Source organism: Mucilaginibacter xinganensis (genome assembly GCF_002257585.1).
Lineage (GTDB): Bacteria > Bacteroidota > Bacteroidia > Sphingobacteriales > Sphingobacteriaceae > Mucilaginibacter > Mucilaginibacter xinganensis.
Genome location: NZ_CP022743.1, coordinates 1,834,127 through 1,852,915, shown reverse-complemented (window position 1 = coordinate 1,852,915; position 18,789 = coordinate 1,834,127). Strand labels below are relative to the sequence as shown.

The following is an 18,789-nucleotide window of genomic DNA, read 5'->3' as shown; positions in this document are numbered from 1 at the left end:
ATGTGGCAACCGGTTAGCGGCTGCAAGGTCCCTCCTAAACAAAGGAAATTGATTGTCCTTTGCAGAGTTTGCTTCGTTCCTCGCAATGACGGGAAAGAAAAAGCTAACTAAGCCAACAAATTCTTCCAGCTTACCAAATCGCCCAGGATCTTCTCCAACTGGTTTGCGTCAACGCGCTCCTGCGCCATGCTATCGCGGTGACGGATGGTTACGGTGTTATCTTCCAGCGTCTGATGATCCACAGTGATACAGATAGGAGTACCGATGGCATCCTGCCTGCGGTAGCGTTTTCCTATAGCATCTTTCTCTTCGTATTGCAGGTTAAAATCAAGCTTTAGCTTATCCATTATCTCGCGCGCCTTTTCTGGCAGTCCGTCTTTCTTTATCAACGGAAATATGGCGGCTTTAACCGGCGCCAGGCATGGGTGCAGGTGTAATACCGTACGGCTATCCTGTTTTTCTTCGGTGCTTAAGTCTTCTTCTTCAAAGGCGTTTATCATTGTTAACAAAAACATCCGGTCTAACCCTATAGAAGTTTCAATAACGTACGGGATATAGTTGCCATAAGGCTTGCCTGTTTCAGGGTCAACTTCAGGGTCAAAGTATTGCATTTTTTTGCCTGAGAACTTCTGGTGCTGGCTCAAATCAAAATCTGTACGGCTATGGATCCCTTCTACTTCTTTAAATCCGAATGGAAACTCAAACTCGATATCATAAGCGGCATCTGCATAATGGGCCAGTTTGGTATGTTCGTGGTAACGGTATTTTTCGGGCGCGGTACCTAAAGCCAAATGCCATTTTAAACGGGTTTCTTTCCATTTGTTAAACCATTCCTTTTGCGTGCCGGGGCGTACAAAGTATTGCATCTCCATTTGCTCAAATTCGCGCATGCGGATTATAAACTGGCGGGCAATCACTTCATTACGGAAGGCCTTGCCAATTTGCGCTATCCCGAAAGGAATTTTCATCCTGCCTGATTTTTGCACGTTCAGGTAATTCACAAAAATACCCTGCGCGGTTTCAGGGCGAAGGTAAACCAGGTCGGCATCATCAGCCACAGCACCCATCTGGGTACTGAACATCAGGTTAAACTGGCGCACTTCAGTCCAGTTGCGGGTACCACTCACCGGGTCGGCAATTTCATGTTCTATAATTAATTCGCGCAGGCGTGGCAGGTCCTCATTTTTAAGGGCGGTGTCCATTTCTGTTTGCAGCAGCTCGGCCTTGTCCGTTTTGCCATCTTTATCATATTTGGCAATTTTGTCTTCCAGCAGCTGATCTGCGCGATAGCGTTTTTTGCTGTCTTTATTGTCAATCATCGGGTCGCTGAAACCATCAACATGGCCGCTCGCTTTCCAGATAGAAGGGTGCATAAATATAGCAGAATCAATCCCAACAATATTATCGTGCATCTGCACCATTGATTTCCACCAATAGGTTTTAAGGTTGTTCTTCAGTTCCGAGCCAAATTGCCCGTAATCATAAACAGCGCTAAGGCCATCATAAATTTCACTGCTCTGGAAAACAAAGCCATATTCTTTTGCGTGCGATATAACGTTTTTAAAAAGTTCGTCGGTTGATTTGCTCATAATAGCGCAAAGATATGTTTTTTTGATTTTTTCGCTATGGTTTGTTTTCAACTGTGCTTACAGAGGCTGCGCCATTTTGAATGTCCGGAATTTACATTTCGGTTTTTTTACTTAGTTGGGGAAGAAGTCAGGAAGGTGGCTGTTAGTTTGAGTATTTGTTGGTTTAAGTTTTGTTTGTCGCCTGTACCTTATTTATCCATAAAGAAGATTAGGGACAGGTAGTCATAATGGTAAATTATTATTATTTAATTGGAACAATATTTCAGTTGTTTCCGTAAAAACAGCCACTAAACAAAAACAGATGTCACTATTATTTTCAATCATTGTATTTTTAGGATTTATAGCAATTTGCTGGCTTGCTTACCTGGTTGTGTTTGTTTGGATCCATCTGAGCAACAAATATCAGTAAGCATCAAAAGTCGGTTGTTAGTTAGTTAATTTTTTATAGTAAAGTATAGTCTTTCGCCATTTCGGTGAAGGACTTTTTTACGCAATTTTTTCCGCTCTCTCCTATCTGCTCCCCGCATCTGTTAAATGATGTTAAACAATTAGTTAACCTTCTTCCGTTTGTTATTTTTGGGTAAATGATCAACCTGCCTGCCAATATCACCATCTTATGAAATTGAAGAACCTGCCGCTCCTTTTATTTTGTATGGTAATAACCCATAGTTACGGCCAACTGGTAAGCGGTAAGGTTATTGATTCAGACACAAAACTACCCGTCAGTGGCGCTGTAATAAGCCTCGGTAAAAAGCAAACCATAACGGGATCATTTGGCGACTTCAGGATTCCCGCTTCTGGCGGTGACAGCCTCCGGATTGTCCGCTTTGGTTACAAAACCTATACTAAACTGGTAATTAATCCTATGGATGCCATAAAGGTTGACCTTGAGCCCGCTAAAATTGTGATCAAAGAAGTTATTATACACGCCAACCGGGAAAGGGAATATAAAAAGGACTCGGCTTATAACCGGCAGTTTTATGCTAAACAATTCAATTATAAAGGCCCAACAGTTATGGATGCGTTTGTACATCATATCCCTAAAAACACCAGCGAACTGTTAAGTGTTGACGTAGTCACTTTGATACGGGCGCTCACCAAAAAAAGCACCCGCGCCTATAAATTTAACAAGCTTTTGCTGCGCGATGAAAAAACAAATTACATTAACCAAAAGTTCAGTCATGGCATGGTATCCAAAGTTACCGGGTTAAGAGGTGATACGCTTTCGGCATTCATTATCCAATATCGCCCAACTTATGCGTATGCCCAAAAGGCCACTGATTACGAAATGGAGGTTTACATTAAGGAATGCTATAAAAAGTTTTTGAAGGATGGATTTAAGAAGAATGAACTTTTTAATGCAAGCCGGAAAGATTCCGTTATTTTTAGGTTAAATTGATTTAATTCTATAAGCATTCCTCTATTAGAAACTCTGCCAAAACTAAAAAAGCGTACACATACATTAGCGGAAGACATTTTATAAATATCAATCTAATTCAACACCGGTTGTACATTCGTTAAATTAAAAATATCAGCCATCAGGTCATCGCTCGGGTTTACCTTAAAATTCTTCGACGGCAGCTCCACCAGCATATTTTCATCCCTGTCTTTTATCATAAATTTAAGGGTGCAATTCTTAACCGGGTATTTTTGGTTATTGATATCTATCAGGCCCTGCAGATCTTCCAGTAAACGGCTGTTCAAAGCATTCAATTCCAGGCATACGGTTAACGACTTGGTGAGTTTGTCCCGCATTTCGGAGAGCAGGCTCATTACCGTTATTTTCATGTCCCAGTTATCCTTCTGGCGAAACTTCTCTTCAATAATTCCTCTTAAATGCAGGAAATATCCATCAACCATCATGTTCCTGAACTTAACATAGTCATCGCCAAAAAGCGCAAACTCGTACGATTCATTATAATCCTCTAAAACAAAGGTGCCAAACGGCTTACCTGTTTTGGTCATTTTATGCTGTACGTTGCCTACCAGGCCACCTATGCAGATCTCCCCTTTGCGGCGCAGGTTGGCAAATGCCGCCATCAGCTCCTCACCACCCTCACCTGATCGCGCTTTCTGCATCATCTTCAAATCGCTGATATTTGCATTGCAAAATCTTTCCAGCTCAACCTTGTAGTTATCAAGCGGGTGGCCGGTAAGGTAAATACCGATCACATCTTTCTCATATTTCAGCTTTTCAATCAGCGGCCACTCATCTGATTCAGGCATAGCCGGCTCAGGAATATATGATGCCACCGAACCGCCAAAAAGCGACGATTGCGAACTGTTCTGCGTATTTTGGTAGTCATTAGCGTATTTTATCAACCGCTCAACACCTGTAAGCACACCATTTTCTGTCTTAGCGAAGAACTGTGCACGGTTCAATCCAAACTCATCAAATGCACCGCCGTAAACCAGGTTTTCATACGACTTGCGGTTTACACTGCGGGTATTTGAGCGCTGCGCAAAATCATAAACAGATTTATACGGGCCGCGTTCCGCACGTTCTTCAATAATACTTTCTACTGCCTTATCGCCCACACCTTTAACACCGGTTAACCCGAAACGAACCTGTCCCCTGGCATTTACAGCAAAAGCCATGTCACTTTCATTAATATCAGGGCCCAAAACTTCCACACCCATTCTCCGGCACTCCTCCATAAAGAAGGTGATCTTTTCCATGTTGTTCTGGTTGTTTAAAACCGCAGCCATGTATTCAGACGGGTAATGTGCTTTCAAATAAGCTGTTTGATAAGCCACAAAGGCGTAACAGGTAGAGTGCGATTTATTGAACGCGTACTGGGCAAATGCCTTCCAGTCGGTCCAAATTTTCGTTAATTTATCTTTAGGGTGCCCTTTTGCTGCTGCCCCATCCATAAACTGGGACTCCATTTTGTTTAGCACCTCAATTTGCTTTTTGCCCATTGCTTTACGCAAAACGTCAGCATCGCCCTTACTAAAGCCTGCCAGCTTTTGCGACAAAAGCATCACCTGTTCCTGGTACACGGTAATCCCGTAGGTTTCGCCCAGGTATTCCTCCATGTCCGGAAGGTCAAAGGTGATCGGCTCGCGGCCATGCTTACGGCTGATAAAGTTGGGGATATACTCAATAGGGCCCGGGCGGTAAAGCGCGTTCATGGCAATTAAATCCTCAAACTTATCGGGCTTCAGTTCACGCAGGTACATCTGCATCCCATCGCTTTCAAACTGGAACGTACCGTTGGTATCGCCGCGCTGGTAAAGCTCAAAGGTTTCTTTATCATCAAGCGGGATGTAATCTATGTCTATTACTACCCCGTGATTTTGTTTGATCATCCGCAGGGCATCCTTCAAAATGGTAAGGGTTTTCAAACCCAAAAAGTCCATCTTAATAACACCTGCATCTTCAATTACCCGGCCATCATACTGGGTAACCAGCAGATCAGAGTCTTTTGCTACCGCTACCGGAACAATGTCTGTTAAGTCATACGGTGCTATGATAATACCTGCAGCGTGCACACCTGTATTACGTACCGACCCTTCCAGCTTTTCGGCCTCGCGCAGCACCTGGGCACGTAAATCGTTCCCTTTTAAAATCTCCTTAAGTTCGGGCACCTGTTCAATAGCGTCTTTCAGGGTGATGCCCAATGTGTCAGGAACCAGCTTTTTAATGGCGTTCATTTCAGAAAGCGGCATATCCAATACGCGGCCCACGTCCTGGATGCTGGTACGGGCGGCCATTGAACCATAAGTAATAATTTGCGCTACCTGGTTCTTACCATATTTATCAACCACGTAGTCAATAACTCTTTGCCGGCCGGCGTCATCAAAGTCGGTATCAATATCGGGCATTGATTTACGATCCGGGTTCAGGAACCTCTCGAACAGGAGATTATACTTCATCGGGTCGATATTGGTAATACCTGTACAATAGGCCACTACAGATCCCGCCGCAGAACCGCGGCCCGGACCAATAAATACGCCCATATCCCGCCCTGCCTTAATGAAATCGGCAACGATCAGGAAATATCCCGCAAAGCCCATGGTACGGATGGTGAACAACTCAAAGTTGATGCGTTCTTCCGTCTCGGCATCTATGTCAATATAACGTTCCTTTGCCCCCATAAAGGTGAGGTGCTTCAGGTATTCCCACTGGTTAAGGGTATCTGAATCAGGCGTACTCTCACTGTGGATCTTAAATTCAGGGGGGATAACGTAATTGGGAAGCAGAATATCTCTTTTCAGCTTCAGCACTTCTACCTTGTCAACTATTTCATTGGTGTTGTCTAAAGATTCAGGGATGTCATGAAAAAGCTTGCCCATTTCGGCCTGCGTTTTAAAGTAAAACTGGTCGTTAGGGAACCCGAAACGATAGCCTTTACCACCTTCTTCATCCGTAGCTATCGGCGTGCTCTGCATATCGCCGGTGTTCACGCAAAGCAAAATATCGTGCGCATTTGAATCCTGCTGATCCACATAGTGCGAATCGTTTGAGCAGATCACCTTAACGTTATACTTTTTTGCAAATTTAGCCAGTACCGCATTCACTGTGTTTTGTTCAGGAATGTCATGGCGCTGCATCTCTATGTAGTAATCCTCACCAAACAGGTCTAACCACCATTTAAACTCAATTTCAGCCTCTTCTTCTGTCCCCCGTAAAATGGCCTGCGGTACGGATGCGCCCAGGCAGCAGGTAGTTGCAATTAGCCCTTTGTGGTATTTTAATATCAGTTCCTTATCAATACGGGGCCACTTGCTGTAAAGGCCTTCCATGTAGCCAAATGAGCAAAGTTTAACCAGGTTCTTGTAACCTTCGGGGTTTTTAGCCAGCATCAGCTGATGGTACCGCTTATCTTTCTTCTCTTTGGTAAACTGCTTTTTATGCCGGTCATCCACCACGTAAAACTCGCAGCCGACGATAGGCTTCACATTATGCTTGCCCGCCTCTGCCACAAACTTAAATACACCAAACATATTACCATGGTCGGTAATAGCCAGGGCTTTCATGCCATCGGCTGCTGCTTTTTTGTAGAGTTTTGAGATATCGGCAGCACCGTCGAGCAGTGAAAATTGGGTATGTACGTGTAAGTGCGAAAAATCGGGCATCGTCTATTCTGTTCCTTTAATGAAGATACCAAAGTTACTGGTGAATTTCGAATTTCGGATGTTCGATTTTTGATTTGTTGATAAAAACGCTGATTATTAATAAGTAAAAAATCAAATGGCTATTTCATGAAAATGCCGGATAGATGCACGGTTAACTTTCTGTTCTGCATACCATAGTTCATAATTATTCTGCAGGTTAATCCAAAACTGCGCCGTATTGCCAAACGCCTCCGATAATTTAACAGCCAGTTCCGGGCTAATACCCATGTGCCCATTAATTACAGCCGACAGGTTAGCCCTGGCCATATTTAACCCCTTCGCCACTTCAGTGATAGTTAAACCGCGTTCACCAATAAACATTTCCTTCAATATTTCTCCCGGATGACTCGGGGGCAACCCTCTTTTTAACATAACTTCTCCTTATTTAATGATAATCTACGTAATCAACGTCAAAAACATCTCCTGCTTCAAAACGGAATATGATTCTATAATTAGCACTTACTTTTATCGACCAATAACCTTTTAAATTTCCTGTTGATGTATGAATGCCAGACCCAAGAGCCTTAATATCTTCTTCGGATGAAACGGCATCGAGCGCTGACAGAATCCGGGCTATTTTTGGCAATTGTTCATGAGGTAACTTCGCACCATTTCCATCTTCAAAATAACTCCGAAGACTTTTGTGATTTATAGTTGCGATCATATACAAATGTAATGTGTATTGTTACGCATTACAACAAATATTACCGAAAATTATTATTGCTACAGATATTAATGCCGATCCATTTTTTTGCCCGTGATATTTTTCCCGCATTAATCAGGCCCATTAACAACGTACCTGCTTACGCCACTTTCGGACTTCCCGACTCTAAACATTATATTTGCGCTATGAATGCAAAAACGCCCAAAGAATCGCACACCATAATGAACGAACTGGTGTTGCCCAATGATACCAACACACTTAACAATTTAATGGGCGGGCGTTTATTACACTGGATGGATATTGCCGCTGCCATTGCCGCACAGAAGCATTGCAACCGCATTGTGGTAACAGCCTCGGTTGATAATGTGTCTTTTAAGCATTCCATTAAACTGGGGGACGTAGTGACTATTGAGGCCAAGGTTTCCCGGGCGTTTAACACCTCGGTAGAGGTAAGGCTTGATGTTTGGGCCGAAAATATCCCGTCGGGTACCAGGATAAAAAGCAATGAAGCTTATTACACATTTGTGGCCCTCGATCATAATAACCACACGGTACCCGTACCTGAGCTTATCCCTGAAAGTATTGAAGATATGGTTTTATTTGAAGGGGCACTTCGCCGCAGGCAGTTGCGCCTGATCCTGGCCGGTAAAATGAAGCCGGATGATGCTACTGAGCTAAAGGCTTTATTTTTTGGAGAGGAAGAGGGTAAATAATATTGCTGCTAACCGGTATAAATCCGCGATAACTTACCATTTATATCTATGTAAAAAAAACATGCATGCACCCGCTCAATTGTCGAAATTGAGCGGGTGCGTCATTTTAAGGTAGCAACTAATTCTCATTTAGAACCATTTGACCTAACCACATGCCGTTAAGCATTCACCACCGCCATCGCGCTCTTCAGAACTTCCAATATGGATGGTGTAACATTCCCGAAGAATGAAACCCCATGTGCACCATTCTTTAAGGCCGCCTGAATACCCTGACGGATCTCCTCGTCATTTTTAAAATCAGGGATATAAAGCCCTGCGTAGAGCGGAAAAGCGCCTGCCAAAAAGTGTACCCCTTCGGCAACAGCATTGCCTATCCAGCCTACCTTCTCTTTATAAAAACCGTGATAGGTCATCGGGCAAACACCGTCGAGGTTAAAATTAGTCCAGTCCTGCCTTACGTTGCGGCGGGCAACTTCCGGCGTTGGAAAAACGGCAGCTGTAATTAATTTTTTATGCTGATGGGCTATTGCCGAAATACTGTTTACTACCCTTACAATATTGTTGTAACGGAACAGTCGCCATGATAGGCTGGCTTCCGGGAATTCTATTTCAGAAAGGTCGGTACCATATTGCTCTTTAAACTTTGCACGGCAAACCTCGCAGTAGCAGTAATCGTATTCGGGCAGTTCTTTGGTCTGTTCAATTTTATAGTTAGCCCACAGGTTTACAGGCAATACCACATCGCAATAACGCACATAATCCAGGTGAATACCATCTACATAATCCTTCGTTAAAATATCGGTTACCTGCTGCTCCAAATATTGCTGCACTTCGGGCCGCGACGGGCAAAGCCAGCGGTAGTAATTTACGTATGGCGGTTTGTCGGCACATGAGTCGCCGTTGCGGTTCTTGCTGTACCAATCCGGGTGAATGGTGATCAGTTCAGCGCGGTTAAAGGTCCAGATCCAGCGGTGCGTCTCCAGTCCATGCGCTTTTGCCGCACGAAAGTGGCGCTCGCTGTCTGCCTCAAAAAATATCCCTGTTACCCCACCTGCCTTAAAGGAGGCATAACGGGTAGTAAGCTCTTCGTCCGTGTCTTTCTGGTTGGGGTTTGTCCATACCCAGTTTTTTATTTTTTTACGTTTTTTCGCTATCGTAGTTGCTTCGGCCGAACCTTTAAGCGGTAAAGCTGCTGCTGCGCCTACTACCAGGCCTGCCTTTAAAAAATCACGTTTATTCATTGGGTTTAGTGTAAGTTTATCTAACCAGGCCATCCTGGTTAATGGAATAGGTTATGTTGTCTTTCTTATCCGCAATAAAAGCCATAAACTGGTGGGGAGTGGCCTCCAGCTTTAGTTCGCTCACATTGCCATTTATGGTTGCCAGCTCATTTATATCCAGGTCTTTTAATGATTGTGCATAGCTATTATGCTTGTCAAACCATTCCGTTTCACGGTAGTAAACCAACCACAAATATTGCTTCTGCAATTCGGCATAAGGCAAGTTAAACGGTGTTTTCACAGGCAGGTTTTTAGTAAACTGTAAGTAACCCCAACGCTCGGGGTAATGCATATTTACCACACCCTGCGGGCTCCATACCCAGTTATGCTCGGGCTTATTACGCCCGCTTGCGTCCTTTAGCTTTTCGTATTTACCATTGGTCACTTTCGTATCCCACTCCACGCGCGAAAAATTGATGCGCCACAAGGTGCCTTCCCCGGGCACCTGCACCTGGTTACCCAGGCTGATGGCTTTAAACGGGATGGCTATTTCTATCGTCCAGCCCTGATCGGTATCCGCCGGATCGTTCAGCGTTCCCTGTACCTTAACTGCCGATCTCATCCCCTGCACATCCCAACTGCTCATCGGACTGCCCCAGTTGCGGTAAGGTTTATTCAAAAACAGGTCAAAAACGTTATTTATTGCATTAAATTCTATTTCGTAATATTGATGGGTAGTTTTATTGGGGTTGATAAAAAGCTCGAGATCATTATCTAAAAAAACAATCTGATCGTGTTTTTTTAAGTTGGCCCAAACTTGCGGGTCCATCACTTTTGCCGCAATATACAGGCAGGTATCGTCCCAAAGCATTTTAACATTGGTTTGCAGCGGGGGGATCGGTTTAACATCACCCTCAATGTCAGTAAAATCATCTGTCCAGGCGGCCCGCTGCCAGGCGGCATCGTTAAGGTCGCCGTCAATCACGGGGGCAATTTTTGTATAGCCGGCAATATATCCTTTAGGGATGGTGAACAATTGCTCCAGCCCTTTAAATGGCGACTGCGCCCTGCCAACCGTTGTACCAGCCAAAATAAAAGCGGCAATAGCTATTGCCCTTCTGCAGGCTTTTAAGCGTTTATACATCCGTTTAACGACTGCCTAATTCCAGGATCCGGTCAAATTCTTCCCGCTTAAGGCCCATTACCGAAAGCCTGCCCTGGCGAACCAGGCCAACATCTTTCAATTGTTCATCCGCTTTGATCGCTTCCAAAGTAACAGGAGTTTTCAGGGTTTCAACGGGCGAAAGATCAACCACCACCCAATTAGGATCGCTGGTGGTGGGGTCCTGGTAAGCCTCCTTTACAACTTTGGCTATACCTACAACCTCTTTACCTTCGTTACTGTGGTAAAACAACACCAGGTCGCCCTCTTTCATTTCGCGCAGGTTGTTGCGCGCCTGGTAGTTACGTACACCATCCCAAAAGGTGCGCCCTTCTTTATTAAATTTCTCCCAACTGTATTTAAAAGGTTCTGATTTAACCAACCAATGCTGCATAGATAATCGTTTTTCCAAATGTAATTATTTTGAGGAAAATGAGGCGCGGGCTTACAGGATTTTGATAAAAATGGACAGTAATTTACTGAAAATGAGCACTTGATATTTACTTGATTAAGCTGAAAATATTTATATTTACTATATGAAACCTGTACAACCTGAAAACTGGAAGATTGATGTTGGGTTCAAGAACAAACTTCAACCGGAAGAAGCCAAATTTATTTTTGAGGAGGCAGAAAAAGCGTTCAATGACGCGATAGAAACCAGTGCGAAAATCTTAGACAGGAACTCATCTTTGTTACAACTGGTAGCCGGGATTTTGGTGGGTCTTGTTGCCTATGCCATTGGCAAATGGGAAAAGAGCGGTTATTTGGATAGCCTGCTCATCACAGCTGTTTCAGGAATAGTTTATTTTTTTTGCCTGGGACTCTTTTTTATTTTCCCAAATATCAAACCAACAGAATATATCCTTCCGGGTACACAACCCAAAAAGCTCTTTATAGAACCTATTTTTGACACACCGGACGCCAGCAGATGCTTATTGCTTTACATGATAAAAATCACCAACCTGCAGGAAGCTATTACATTTAACAGGGAGATAAACAACCGGCGCTGGAAGTTTTACAGGCGGTCACTAAATTTCCTGTTTTACTCTCCCATTATATTGATAATTATTTATTTACTCAGCAACTGGCTCAGTAAATAAATCAGTCGCATGCTTCTTCTTCGCCGCGGTCATTGATATCAACATCAGGAAAGGGTTCCGATAATGGCGTATTATCCATGCTCTTTGTACCAAAATCATTGATTAAAATATCAGGCCATGCGTCCTGATCAGGTACGCTCATTTGCCCTTTATCATTTGTAGTAACATCCGGAAATTTCTCCTCACCACCATCATTGGCTGGTGCTATATCATCTGGTTGCATATCAAATCAATAATACAGTTAAAGCTACAAGTTAATCTATTAAAAATCAAATATTTCAGCGATAAACTTAACAGATTATGAGAATTAATTATGCTAAAAGATCTGCTGATTATTAGTTGTGGCAGCATTTTAAATCCGCCAAAAAAAAGCAGGAACATTGAACAAAAAAATCATGGCAATAATGATCAATAACCTGCCGCTGTATAAGTTATCATTAAATTACTACGATCAACTCTTCTCAAACCTTCCGGTTTTTGTTGTTAAGGTAATTTTGTAAACGATCAGTTTTTTCCTGGTATCAATGTCGCGCTCATTCTCTGTGATCCCATGGAAGGGATGGTTGTTAGGCTTGTCGGCAAGCGGCATTAATTTATGTATAAGGCCCTGCATAACCTGCTGTTTTTGGTCAGAATCCTTTATTTCCTCAAAACGCCCCCAGGCAACAACACTTCGCCAGCTAAAGATCGTTTTTATGTCATCCACCTGGAAACATACCTCGGGGTTCTTGCGCATCATCATTATCTTTTTCCCCTTGGTTGATTGCGCATAAATAACAGAATCGCGATAAAAATAATTAACGGGGACGATGTAGGTCACCCCTTCAGCATTACATCCTATTCGCCCTGTTACCTGCTGCGCTAATATCTCATCAATTTGCTTTTCATTTAATTTACCCAACATTTTGCCGATTTATTTAAAAGATTAAAAAACAGGATTTTTGAAGAAAAAATGGAAGACCATAAAAAGAATGAATAGTATTAATAACGCCAATAAAAACAAATGGTGATCTTTTGTTTTTTGACCGAAATGCCGTCTTGTTTTTGATGAATCCCTCATTTTTATTGATCTATGGACTTATTTTGGTTTTTAGGGGCGGTTATCAAAAATAACCCGGCCAGGTATTGTTTAATATGACGGTAAGCACAAATATTCTTGATCTTCATTACTTTGTAAAGTGCAGCCGGTTATAATTGTAAATCCAGACATCCTGCTTTTAACTTAAGTTACCTAATTAAATCATCTGTAAAGACTGCCAACCCTTTTCGATGCAATTAGGTGAGCAACATCATTCCCATAAGTGATAAAGGTCATTGCAGCGTGGTTAATCACCTATAACTTTGTGAAATAAATCCAATTTTCCATGGAAAACAGCCCCATCATCTCCTGCCTGCGCAAGCTGCTGCATGAAGACGTAAGCCGGTTTATAAGCGCTGAATTACAACTTAAAAACAGCCTGCCTGCCTTAATAGCTAAAGAAAATTCCGTACAACTCAAAATGGTATTACATGAATACCTCGCAATGACGGATAAGCATATCAAACAGCTGGAAACATTTTGCCGCGAAGAAAACATCAGATCCTACAGCCTCTCCAACAGGATCATGAAAGCTTATATTGAAGAGGCGAATGAAAAGCTTTCAGGCTGCACCTGCCGGGAAGTAAAAGACGCCTGCCTGCTTGCTGCCATACAAGGCATTAACCATTTTAAAATCAGCACCTACGGAACTTCTGCGGCATTTGCCGACGCACTAAGACTTGACAAGGCGGCAGCCCTGTTTCACCAGGCACAACTGGATGAAAAAAACATAGATGAAAGACTGACTTACCTGGCTGAACATGACATTAATTTCAGAGCGAAGTCGCCAATCACTAGCTCTCAATAAAATACAGGTTTGCAAACACGTGTCATTGTACCGAATTGGTATCTGGCTAATGTAAATCCCCAGGTTAGCTAAAGCGGATCAGCGACCGGGACTCACCTAAGAGAATTTTAACCGGTCTTACTAAATCAAAAAATTATGAAACCTATACTCAGCCCCGAAATACACGAAGTGATCAACGCCGTTCATTATCGGCCCGCTTTGTCAATTATACTACCACTTGAAGCCAGAATAAGCCTGCGGGCAGAAATGACCCACACGCTTAAGATTGCAGCAGATAAAGCGGAGCGGGAGCTGCTAAAGTACTACCCCGACGAACAATGCAGGGTAGTTATGCAAAAACTTAAGGGTTTGATTGCGAACCCGAATTTCCCTGACGAGAAAAAGGGAATGGTCATTTACGTGTCGCCAATATTCGAAAAAGTACTGTACCTGGACTCGCCGGTAATAGAAAAGATAACGGTAGATGACTCATTTGAGGTCCGCGACCTTATTTACGACGCCAAGCGTAGCAAGAAATTTCTTTTACTTGTACTTAGCGGGCAGCAAAGCAAGGTTTTCCTTGGCAATACGGCTTGGCTGACGGCCCTTGCCTCCCCTATCCCTGAATCCGTTTTTGCCGGCGAAAATGACGCTGATGAAGGGGAGACCAATTTGTCGGATATAAATGAGAGCAGGCAGGTGGCAACAGTCAAATTCCTGCACCAGATTGATGAGGGGCTGGATAATTTATTACATGAATATCAGTTGCCGGTACTGGTACTTGGTAGCGAAAGAATAATCGGGCATTTTAAAAAGTTCAGCAAACACACAGCAGCTACTATGGATTATGTAGCGGGCAACTATGAAGAGGCTACTATAGGTGAGCTAATGGATTTAATAGCTCCTTACCTGGACACCCGGCAGGTTAACCTGCAAAAGGAATGGCTCAACCAATTGGAGACGGCAGCAAATCATCATTTGCTATGCACAGGGATTCAGAATGTTTGGCGCGAAGTTTCCGATGGTAAGGGAGGCCTGTTAGTGGTAGAAAAGAACTATCGCTATACCGCTCAGCACGGGGCAACCCCGGATCTTATTGAACCCATTACTGAGCCCTATAACCATTTTTCATACATCCGCGATGCCGTAGATGATTGTATTGAAATGGTGTTGAAAAATGGCGGCGATGTGGAATTTACAGCCGATGGCGCTTTGGAACAATTTGAACATATCGCGTTAAGCAAGTTTTACTAACTAAAAAGGAGGTAAAAATAAGGAAACGCTTTAAAACCGATTTTAATTTTCAACACATATTATCAATTTACCATTAAAATCAAACTCATGAAAACGGACATTCAAATTCAAAAAGACGTGATGGACGAACTGAACTGGGAGCCTTTCCTGAATTCATCCGAAATTGGTGTGGCAGTTAAAGAGGGTATTGTAACGCTATCGGGAATTGTTGACAGCTATTCCAAAAAATTAAAAGCAGAGCGGATCACCAAAAAAATAGCGGGTGTAAAAGCCGTTGCCGAAGAGATCCAGGTTGGCATTTCGCCGGCATACCGTAAAACCGACCCGGAAATTGCGGGCGCAGTATATAATGCGCTAAAATGGCATTCGGCGGTAAGGGAAGATGAAATTAAAATAAAGGTGGAAGATGGTGTAGTGACGCTGGATGGCGAAGTTGAATGGGAATACCAGCGCAATAACGCCAAAAATGCGGTGGAGCATTTAACAGGGGTAAGAGCAGTGATCAACCTTATTAAAGTGTCGCCCCGGATAACACCGGTTGAGCTGGAGCGTAAAATTAGCGCAGCCTTTCAGCGAAGTGCCAGTATTGATTCGGGTAAAATAACAGTAAGCATTATGGGAAACAAGGTAATCCTTACAGGCAAAGTACGCTCTATTGCCGAAAGTGAAGATGCGGAAAATGTAGTATGGGCAGCGCCGGGCGTTTACAGCGTAGAAAACAAGCTGGATATTGAGGAACCGGAATATGCCTTTTAAGAAATCCGGGCACTTATCACAAAAAAACACAACAGTTTAGCCTGGTTAATGGGAAAGCTGCCTGAGAATAACAGGCGGCTTCTCTATTTCGTAGCTGCGTCAATACACCATAACCACCTGTTTTGCATTTAACTGATTAATGAAAATTATCTTTTTGCCGACTTAAAAGTGGTGGTGATCAACAAAAAAAAGTGACTGAACTACTAATACAAAAGGAAATAACTTACCAGAACACCATGAAAACCTGCCAGGCAAAGGCGTTAATCGTTTAAACGCCAGTAATCTGAAAAATGCTTATTTATAACCTAAGCTGTTCTTTTATTTCAGTATTGCGTTCATCCTTAAAAAAGTTATATTTAAACCATATCTAAAAACAAAAATGTCATCAACAAGGTATTCGATTATTGCGGGAAGCGGAAGTTATATTCCCACAAAAATTATTGCTAACTCAGATTTTAAAGACCATCTATTTTACGACCAGGACGGAACCCGGCTCCAAAAATCCAATGATGAGATCATCAGCAAGTTTGAACAGATCACCGGCATCAGGGAGCGACGGTATGTTACAGATGACCTTGTAGCATCTGACATTGGCTTTCTTGCGGCCAGGGATGCCATTGAAGCGGCAAATATCAACCCTGAGAAAATTGACTATATAATTGTAGCGCACAATTTCGGCGATGTTAACCCTGTTAATTTCCGGAGCGAGTTTGTACCCTCGCTGGCTTCCAGGGTAAAACATCATTTAGGCATCAGTAACCCTGATACCGTTGCGTACGATCTGCCTTTTGGATGTGCGGGATGGTTACAGGGAATGATCCAGGCAGACCAGTATATTAAAGCCGGAGCCAATTGTGTATTGGTAATTGGGGCCGAAACCCTGTCGCGCGTATGCGATCCCTGCGACCGCGACAGCATGATATATGCAGATGGCGCAGGTGCAGTTGTCCTTGTAGCAACCGAAAGCGAAAAACCGGTAGGCATCCTGTCGCATACGGCCAAAACCTATGCAAATGAACTTGCCTTTGTACTGCGCATGGATAAATCTTACGCACCTGATTATCCGGGTAATCGTTTCTTTTTAAAAATGAACGGCCGAAAGCTTTATGAATATGCTTTGAAATTAGTGCCGGGAGTGATAAAGGAGTCCATAGACAAGGCGGGCTTAAGTATAACCGACCTGCAAATGTTGCTGATCCACCAGGCCAACCATAAAATGGACGAGGCTATTGTAAAACAATTGCTGGAATTATACAGCTTAAAACAAGTACCTGATAATTTTATGCCGATGACCATTTCATGGCTTGGCAATAGTTCAGTAGCCACATTGCCCACCTTGTATAACCTGCTTGGCAAGGGTGAGATTGCTAACCATACTTTAAACAAAGGCAGTTTTATTGTTTTCGCATCTGTTGGTGCAGGTGTAAATATCAATTCAATGGTTTATAATATCCCGTAAAAAACAATTAAGCTAATAAAAAAGCGCCCCTGCAATTGACTACAGAGGCGCTTTTTTAAAATTCTTATATCCTATTTCCCTTTCTTCTTATCCATCACTTCGTGCAGCGTTATCAACGGCTGTAATTTCCCGTAAATATGACTTATACTGTCTGGATTAAGCGAAGGCACCGATGATGAGTGGCACGTAAAACAGGAGAACTTAGGCAGCTGAAAATAAGTCTCCATCGTACTGTTAGCCAGCACGCTGGTACCTATAGATACCCCCGGGGCTGTACCGTTAAGGCCATACACACCTCCATTCGGGGCTGCGCCGCCACTCGTCCACGTTGCTCCTATTAAAAGATAATTGCCACGTACGTCTGCCCCAAGCATTTTCCGGATGTTATTGTTAATGGAGATGATCTCACTATTTGACGCCGCCGAACTTTTGTCCTCCTGGTTGGTAACTGAATCTTTTGCGCTGCCCCAGGGCATAATGGTAAGCGTATTGCTGGGCGTTATCGTAAAACCCTGCTGGGCCCTTATAGTATCCGATGATTTGAATTGCGCGTCAACATTGGTCATGTGCGAAATATTTACTGACGTATCTGAAGCATTGGAATTAAACAACCAGCCCTTCCCGGTATCCTGCTGAACTGTTTTTACCTTATTGTTTACATCAAGGTACCTGTACTCGGCATTGGGCGTGTTGCTTTGATGTTCAAATGTAGCCCAGATCATTTCGGGATGCCCGGCAACGCTGCCAACAACATGCATTCCTACCAATGCCATTTTCGTTGTTTTTTCGCCCTTAGGTACCCATTTTTTAGCATCGGTTGTATCATAAGTTGGAATAACAGCCGTTACCGTTATATAATCGTCAGGATTACTGAGTTTACTCGCCTCAACCCATGATGTTTTAAGCTCCATTGCCAATGCATTTGAGTCGGGCAGGGTAGCATGATTAGCCTTTGCATAAGTAATTATACTGTCTAAAGCACCCTGGGTTGTTGGAAACTCATTGGCGGTAAGTTTACCGTTCATGGCACCGGTAACAAACCACGCATATACGTCGTTCACCATTGTTAAATAATACACCAGCGATCCGTTTTGTGCCATTAAAACATCCCCTGTTGCCTGGCCGGCTTCGGTTTGCACCTGGTTACCGGCCGCATCAAGAAATACAGATTTATTACCCGCTGTAAACTTCTGCACAATATTTTTTGCGTTGAGTTTATGCCGGATAATAGCCTGCGGATGCTGAATTACTTTACCGGACCTGTCCAGGAAAACAAAGGCGCCCTTATTATCAAGGCTTACGTGGTCAACCTCTGTTAAACCAGTTCCGCTTTTTACCAGCGCTTTGTTTTTTGCCTGAGGATCAGCTATTTCAACCTCAAGCATTCGTCCTTTGGTATCAATTATAACAGGCAAGTGGTTGGGCCCGTTTTTGGTGATGTGGCTCGCCATGTGCAGTGGTGTGTTGCCTTCATGGCGTTGCAGCTTACGCTTACCATTTGAATCAACCGGTAAAACATCATAAAAAACGGGCGATTCCAAAACGGTGTTACCGCTCCCATAGGTTTTATTTGGCGATGTGATCCATAAAAACATATTCTCAGACCATTGGTAAAATTCGCAGTTGTTTTGATGCTTAAAGGCTACACTGTTTGCAGGTAATACCGCTCCGTTTGGTTGCGCGGTGCCGCTTACAAACCAGGAGTTGAATGTTGTTTGTGTAACTGTACACGAGGCCAAAACATCCTGGGGAAGTGTGATTTTGTTAACAACAACATTGGTTGCAGGATGGGTGCAACCCAAAAACGCCAGGCACGAAATAATACCGGCGATGGATTTGATGGAATGTTTCATAATAATTGTGATTGCAGGTTTAAAATTTAAATA

Annotated in this window: 17 protein-coding genes; 7 read left to right on the top strand and 10 right to left on the bottom strand. The window is 43.2% G+C overall.

Annotated elements, in window-relative coordinates; genetic code table 11:
• Window positions 1-107 precede the first annotated feature (107 nt).
• Complete coding sequence (locus tag MuYL_RS08025; RefSeq protein ID WP_094570042.1) at window positions 108-1,589, bottom strand: glycine--tRNA ligase; 1,482 nt, start codon at window positions 1,587-1,589, stop codon at window positions 108-110.
• A gap of 616 nt (window positions 1,590-2,205) precedes the next feature.
• On the opposite strand from MuYL_RS08025, the gene MuYL_RS08020 reads away from it, so the two are divergent.
• The gene (locus MuYL_RS08020; protein ID WP_157740693.1) at window positions 2,206-2,988 is read left to right on the top strand and encodes a carboxypeptidase-like regulatory domain-containing protein; all 783 of its coding nucleotides are present in this window, start codon (window positions 2,206-2,208) and stop codon (window positions 2,986-2,988) included.
• Between the two features lie 92 nt (window positions 2,989-3,080).
• Here MuYL_RS08020 and dnaE read toward each other — a convergent pair whose 3' ends face one another.
• The 3 genes from dnaE to MuYL_RS08005 form a co-directional block, all read right to left on the bottom strand.
• Window positions 3,081-6,671 carry a DNA polymerase III subunit alpha gene (gene dnaE, locus MuYL_RS08015; protein WP_094570040.1) on the bottom strand — a complete coding sequence of 1,197 codons (3,591 nt, stop codon included), beginning with the start codon at window positions 6,669-6,671 and terminating at the stop codon, window positions 3,081-3,083.
• Window positions 6,672-6,782: 111 nt separating this feature from the next.
• Complete coding sequence (locus tag MuYL_RS08010; protein ID WP_094570039.1) at window positions 6,783-7,082, bottom strand: HigA family addiction module antitoxin; 300 nt, start codon at window positions 7,080-7,082, stop codon at window positions 6,783-6,785.
• A gap of 13 nt (window positions 7,083-7,095) precedes the next feature.
• Entirely contained in the window at window positions 7,096-7,374 is a 279-nt protein-coding gene (locus tag MuYL_RS08005) for a type II toxin-antitoxin system RelE/ParE family toxin (protein ID WP_094570038.1), read from the bottom strand.
• 185 nt (window positions 7,375-7,559) lie between these two features.
• Between MuYL_RS08005 and MuYL_RS08000 the strand changes: the two genes are divergently transcribed.
• Window positions 7,560-8,087 carry an acyl-CoA thioesterase gene (locus tag MuYL_RS08000; protein ID WP_094572892.1) on the top strand — a complete coding sequence of 176 codons (528 nt, stop codon included), beginning with the start codon at window positions 7,560-7,562 and terminating at the stop codon, window positions 8,085-8,087.
• Between the two features lie 158 nt (window positions 8,088-8,245).
• Here MuYL_RS08000 and MuYL_RS07995 read toward each other — a convergent pair whose 3' ends face one another.
• Genes MuYL_RS07995 through MuYL_RS07985 form a run of 3 tightly spaced genes read right to left on the bottom strand, consistent with a single transcriptional unit; the run spans window position 8,246 to window position 10,863 of the window.
• Window positions 8,246-9,328: a family 10 glycosylhydrolase gene (locus tag MuYL_RS07995; protein ID WP_094572891.1), complete on the bottom strand. Its 1,083-nt coding sequence runs from the start codon at window positions 9,326-9,328 to the stop codon at window positions 8,246-8,248.
• Window positions 9,329-9,344: 16 nt separating this feature from the next.
• The gene (locus tag MuYL_RS07990) at window positions 9,345-10,451 is read right to left on the bottom strand and encodes a carbohydrate-binding family 9-like protein (protein ID WP_094570037.1); all 1,107 of its coding nucleotides are present in this window, start codon (window positions 10,449-10,451) and stop codon (window positions 9,345-9,347) included.
• Between the two features lie 4 nt (window positions 10,452-10,455).
• Window positions 10,456-10,863 (bottom strand): EVE domain-containing protein, encoded by a 408-nt coding sequence (locus tag MuYL_RS07985; RefSeq protein ID WP_094570036.1) that lies wholly within the window; start codon window positions 10,861-10,863, stop codon window positions 10,456-10,458.
• 142 nt (window positions 10,864-11,005) lie between these two features.
• On the opposite strand from MuYL_RS07985, the gene MuYL_RS07980 reads away from it, so the two are divergent.
• Window positions 11,006-11,569: a hypothetical protein gene (locus MuYL_RS07980; protein ID WP_094570035.1), complete on the top strand. Its 564-nt coding sequence runs from the start codon at window positions 11,006-11,008 to the stop codon at window positions 11,567-11,569.
• Window position 11,570: 1 nt separating this feature from the next.
• Here the strand turns inward: MuYL_RS07980 and MuYL_RS07975 are convergent, their stop codons facing one another.
• Together MuYL_RS07975 and MuYL_RS07970 are read right to left on the bottom strand one after the other, a co-directional pair.
• Window positions 11,571-11,792, bottom strand: a complete 222-nt coding sequence (locus MuYL_RS07975; RefSeq protein WP_094570034.1) for a hypothetical protein — start codon at window positions 11,790-11,792, stop codon at window positions 11,571-11,573.
• Window positions 11,793-12,020: 228 nt separating this feature from the next.
• On the bottom strand, window positions 12,021-12,473 hold the full coding sequence (locus MuYL_RS07970) for a pyridoxamine 5'-phosphate oxidase family protein (RefSeq protein ID WP_094570033.1): 453 nt from the start codon (window positions 12,471-12,473) through the stop codon (window positions 12,021-12,023).
• Window positions 12,474-12,933: 460 nt separating this feature from the next.
• Here MuYL_RS07970 and MuYL_RS07965 point away from each other — a divergent pair, with 460 nt between their 5' ends.
• The 4 genes from MuYL_RS07965 (at window position 12,934) to MuYL_RS07950 (ending at window position 16,903) form a co-directional block, all read left to right on the top strand.
• Window positions 12,934-13,455 (top strand): YciE/YciF ferroxidase family protein, encoded by a 522-nt coding sequence (locus MuYL_RS07965; protein WP_094570032.1) that lies wholly within the window; start codon window positions 12,934-12,936, stop codon window positions 13,453-13,455.
• Window positions 13,456-13,590: 135 nt separating this feature from the next.
• A complete protein-coding gene (locus MuYL_RS07960) occupies window positions 13,591-14,688 on the top strand; it encodes a baeRF3 domain-containing protein (protein ID WP_094570031.1) in 1,098 nt (365 codons plus the stop codon).
• Between the two features lie 87 nt (window positions 14,689-14,775).
• Window positions 14,776-15,444 (top strand): BON domain-containing protein, encoded by a 669-nt coding sequence (locus tag MuYL_RS07955; protein WP_094570030.1) that lies wholly within the window; start codon window positions 14,776-14,778, stop codon window positions 15,442-15,444.
• Window positions 15,445-15,823: 379 nt separating this feature from the next.
• Window positions 15,824-16,903 carry a 3-oxoacyl-ACP synthase III family protein gene (locus tag MuYL_RS07950; RefSeq protein WP_094570029.1) on the top strand — a complete coding sequence of 360 codons (1,080 nt, stop codon included), beginning with the start codon at window positions 15,824-15,826 and terminating at the stop codon, window positions 16,901-16,903.
• A gap of 71 nt (window positions 16,904-16,974) precedes the next feature.
• Here the strand turns inward: MuYL_RS07950 and MuYL_RS07945 are convergent, their stop codons facing one another.
• Window positions 16,975-18,756: a hypothetical protein gene (locus MuYL_RS07945; protein ID WP_094570028.1), complete on the bottom strand. Its 1,782-nt coding sequence runs from the start codon at window positions 18,754-18,756 to the stop codon at window positions 16,975-16,977.
• Between the last annotated feature and the right edge of the window lie 33 nt (window positions 18,757-18,789).

Bases quoted from the DNA above. Each gene is read 5' to 3' on its own strand.
- MuYL_RS08025 (WP_094570042.1), bottom strand. From the start codon at position 1,589: ATGAGCAAATCAACCGACGAACTTTTTAAAAACGTTATATCGCACGCA.
- MuYL_RS08005 (WP_094570038.1), bottom strand. From the start codon at position 7,374: ATGATCGCAACTATAAATCACAAAAGTCTTCGGAGTTATTTTGAAGAT.
- MuYL_RS07965 (WP_094570032.1), top strand. From the start codon at position 12,934: ATGGAAAACAGCCCCATCATCTCCTGCCTGCGCAAGCTGCTGCATGAA.
- MuYL_RS07995 (WP_094572891.1), bottom strand. From the start codon at position 9,328: ATGAATAAACGTGATTTTTTAAAGGCAGGCCTGGTAGTAGGCGCAGCA.
- MuYL_RS07975 (WP_094570034.1), bottom strand. From the start codon at position 11,792: ATGCAACCAGATGATATAGCACCAGCCAATGATGGTGGTGAGGAGAAA.
- MuYL_RS07990 (WP_094570037.1), bottom strand. From the start codon at position 10,451: ATGTATAAACGCTTAAAAGCCTGCAGAAGGGCAATAGCTATTGCCGCT.
- MuYL_RS07980 (WP_094570035.1), top strand. From the start codon at position 11,006: ATGAAACCTGTACAACCTGAAAACTGGAAGATTGATGTTGGGTTCAAG.
- MuYL_RS07960 (WP_094570031.1), top strand. From the start codon at position 13,591: ATGAAACCTATACTCAGCCCCGAAATACACGAAGTGATCAACGCCGTT.
- MuYL_RS07950 (WP_094570029.1), top strand. From the start codon at position 15,824: ATGTCATCAACAAGGTATTCGATTATTGCGGGAAGCGGAAGTTATATT.
- dnaE (WP_094570040.1), bottom strand. From the start codon at position 6,671: ATGCCCGATTTTTCGCACTTACACGTACATACCCAATTTTCACTGCTC.
- MuYL_RS07945 (WP_094570028.1), bottom strand. From the start codon at position 18,756: ATGAAACATTCCATCAAATCCATCGCCGGTATTATTTCGTGCCTGGCG.
- MuYL_RS08020 (WP_157740693.1), top strand. From the start codon at position 2,206: ATGAAATTGAAGAACCTGCCGCTCCTTTTATTTTGTATGGTAATAACC.
- MuYL_RS08000 (WP_094572892.1), top strand. From the start codon at position 7,560: ATGAATGCAAAAACGCCCAAAGAATCGCACACCATAATGAACGAACTG.
- MuYL_RS07985 (WP_094570036.1), bottom strand. From the start codon at position 10,863: ATGCAGCATTGGTTGGTTAAATCAGAACCTTTTAAATACAGTTGGGAG.
- MuYL_RS07970 (WP_094570033.1), bottom strand. From the start codon at position 12,473: ATGTTGGGTAAATTAAATGAAAAGCAAATTGATGAGATATTAGCGCAG.
- MuYL_RS07955 (WP_094570030.1), top strand. From the start codon at position 14,776: ATGAAAACGGACATTCAAATTCAAAAAGACGTGATGGACGAACTGAAC.
- MuYL_RS08010 (WP_094570039.1), bottom strand. From the start codon at position 7,082: ATGTTAAAAAGAGGGTTGCCCCCGAGTCATCCGGGAGAAATATTGAAG.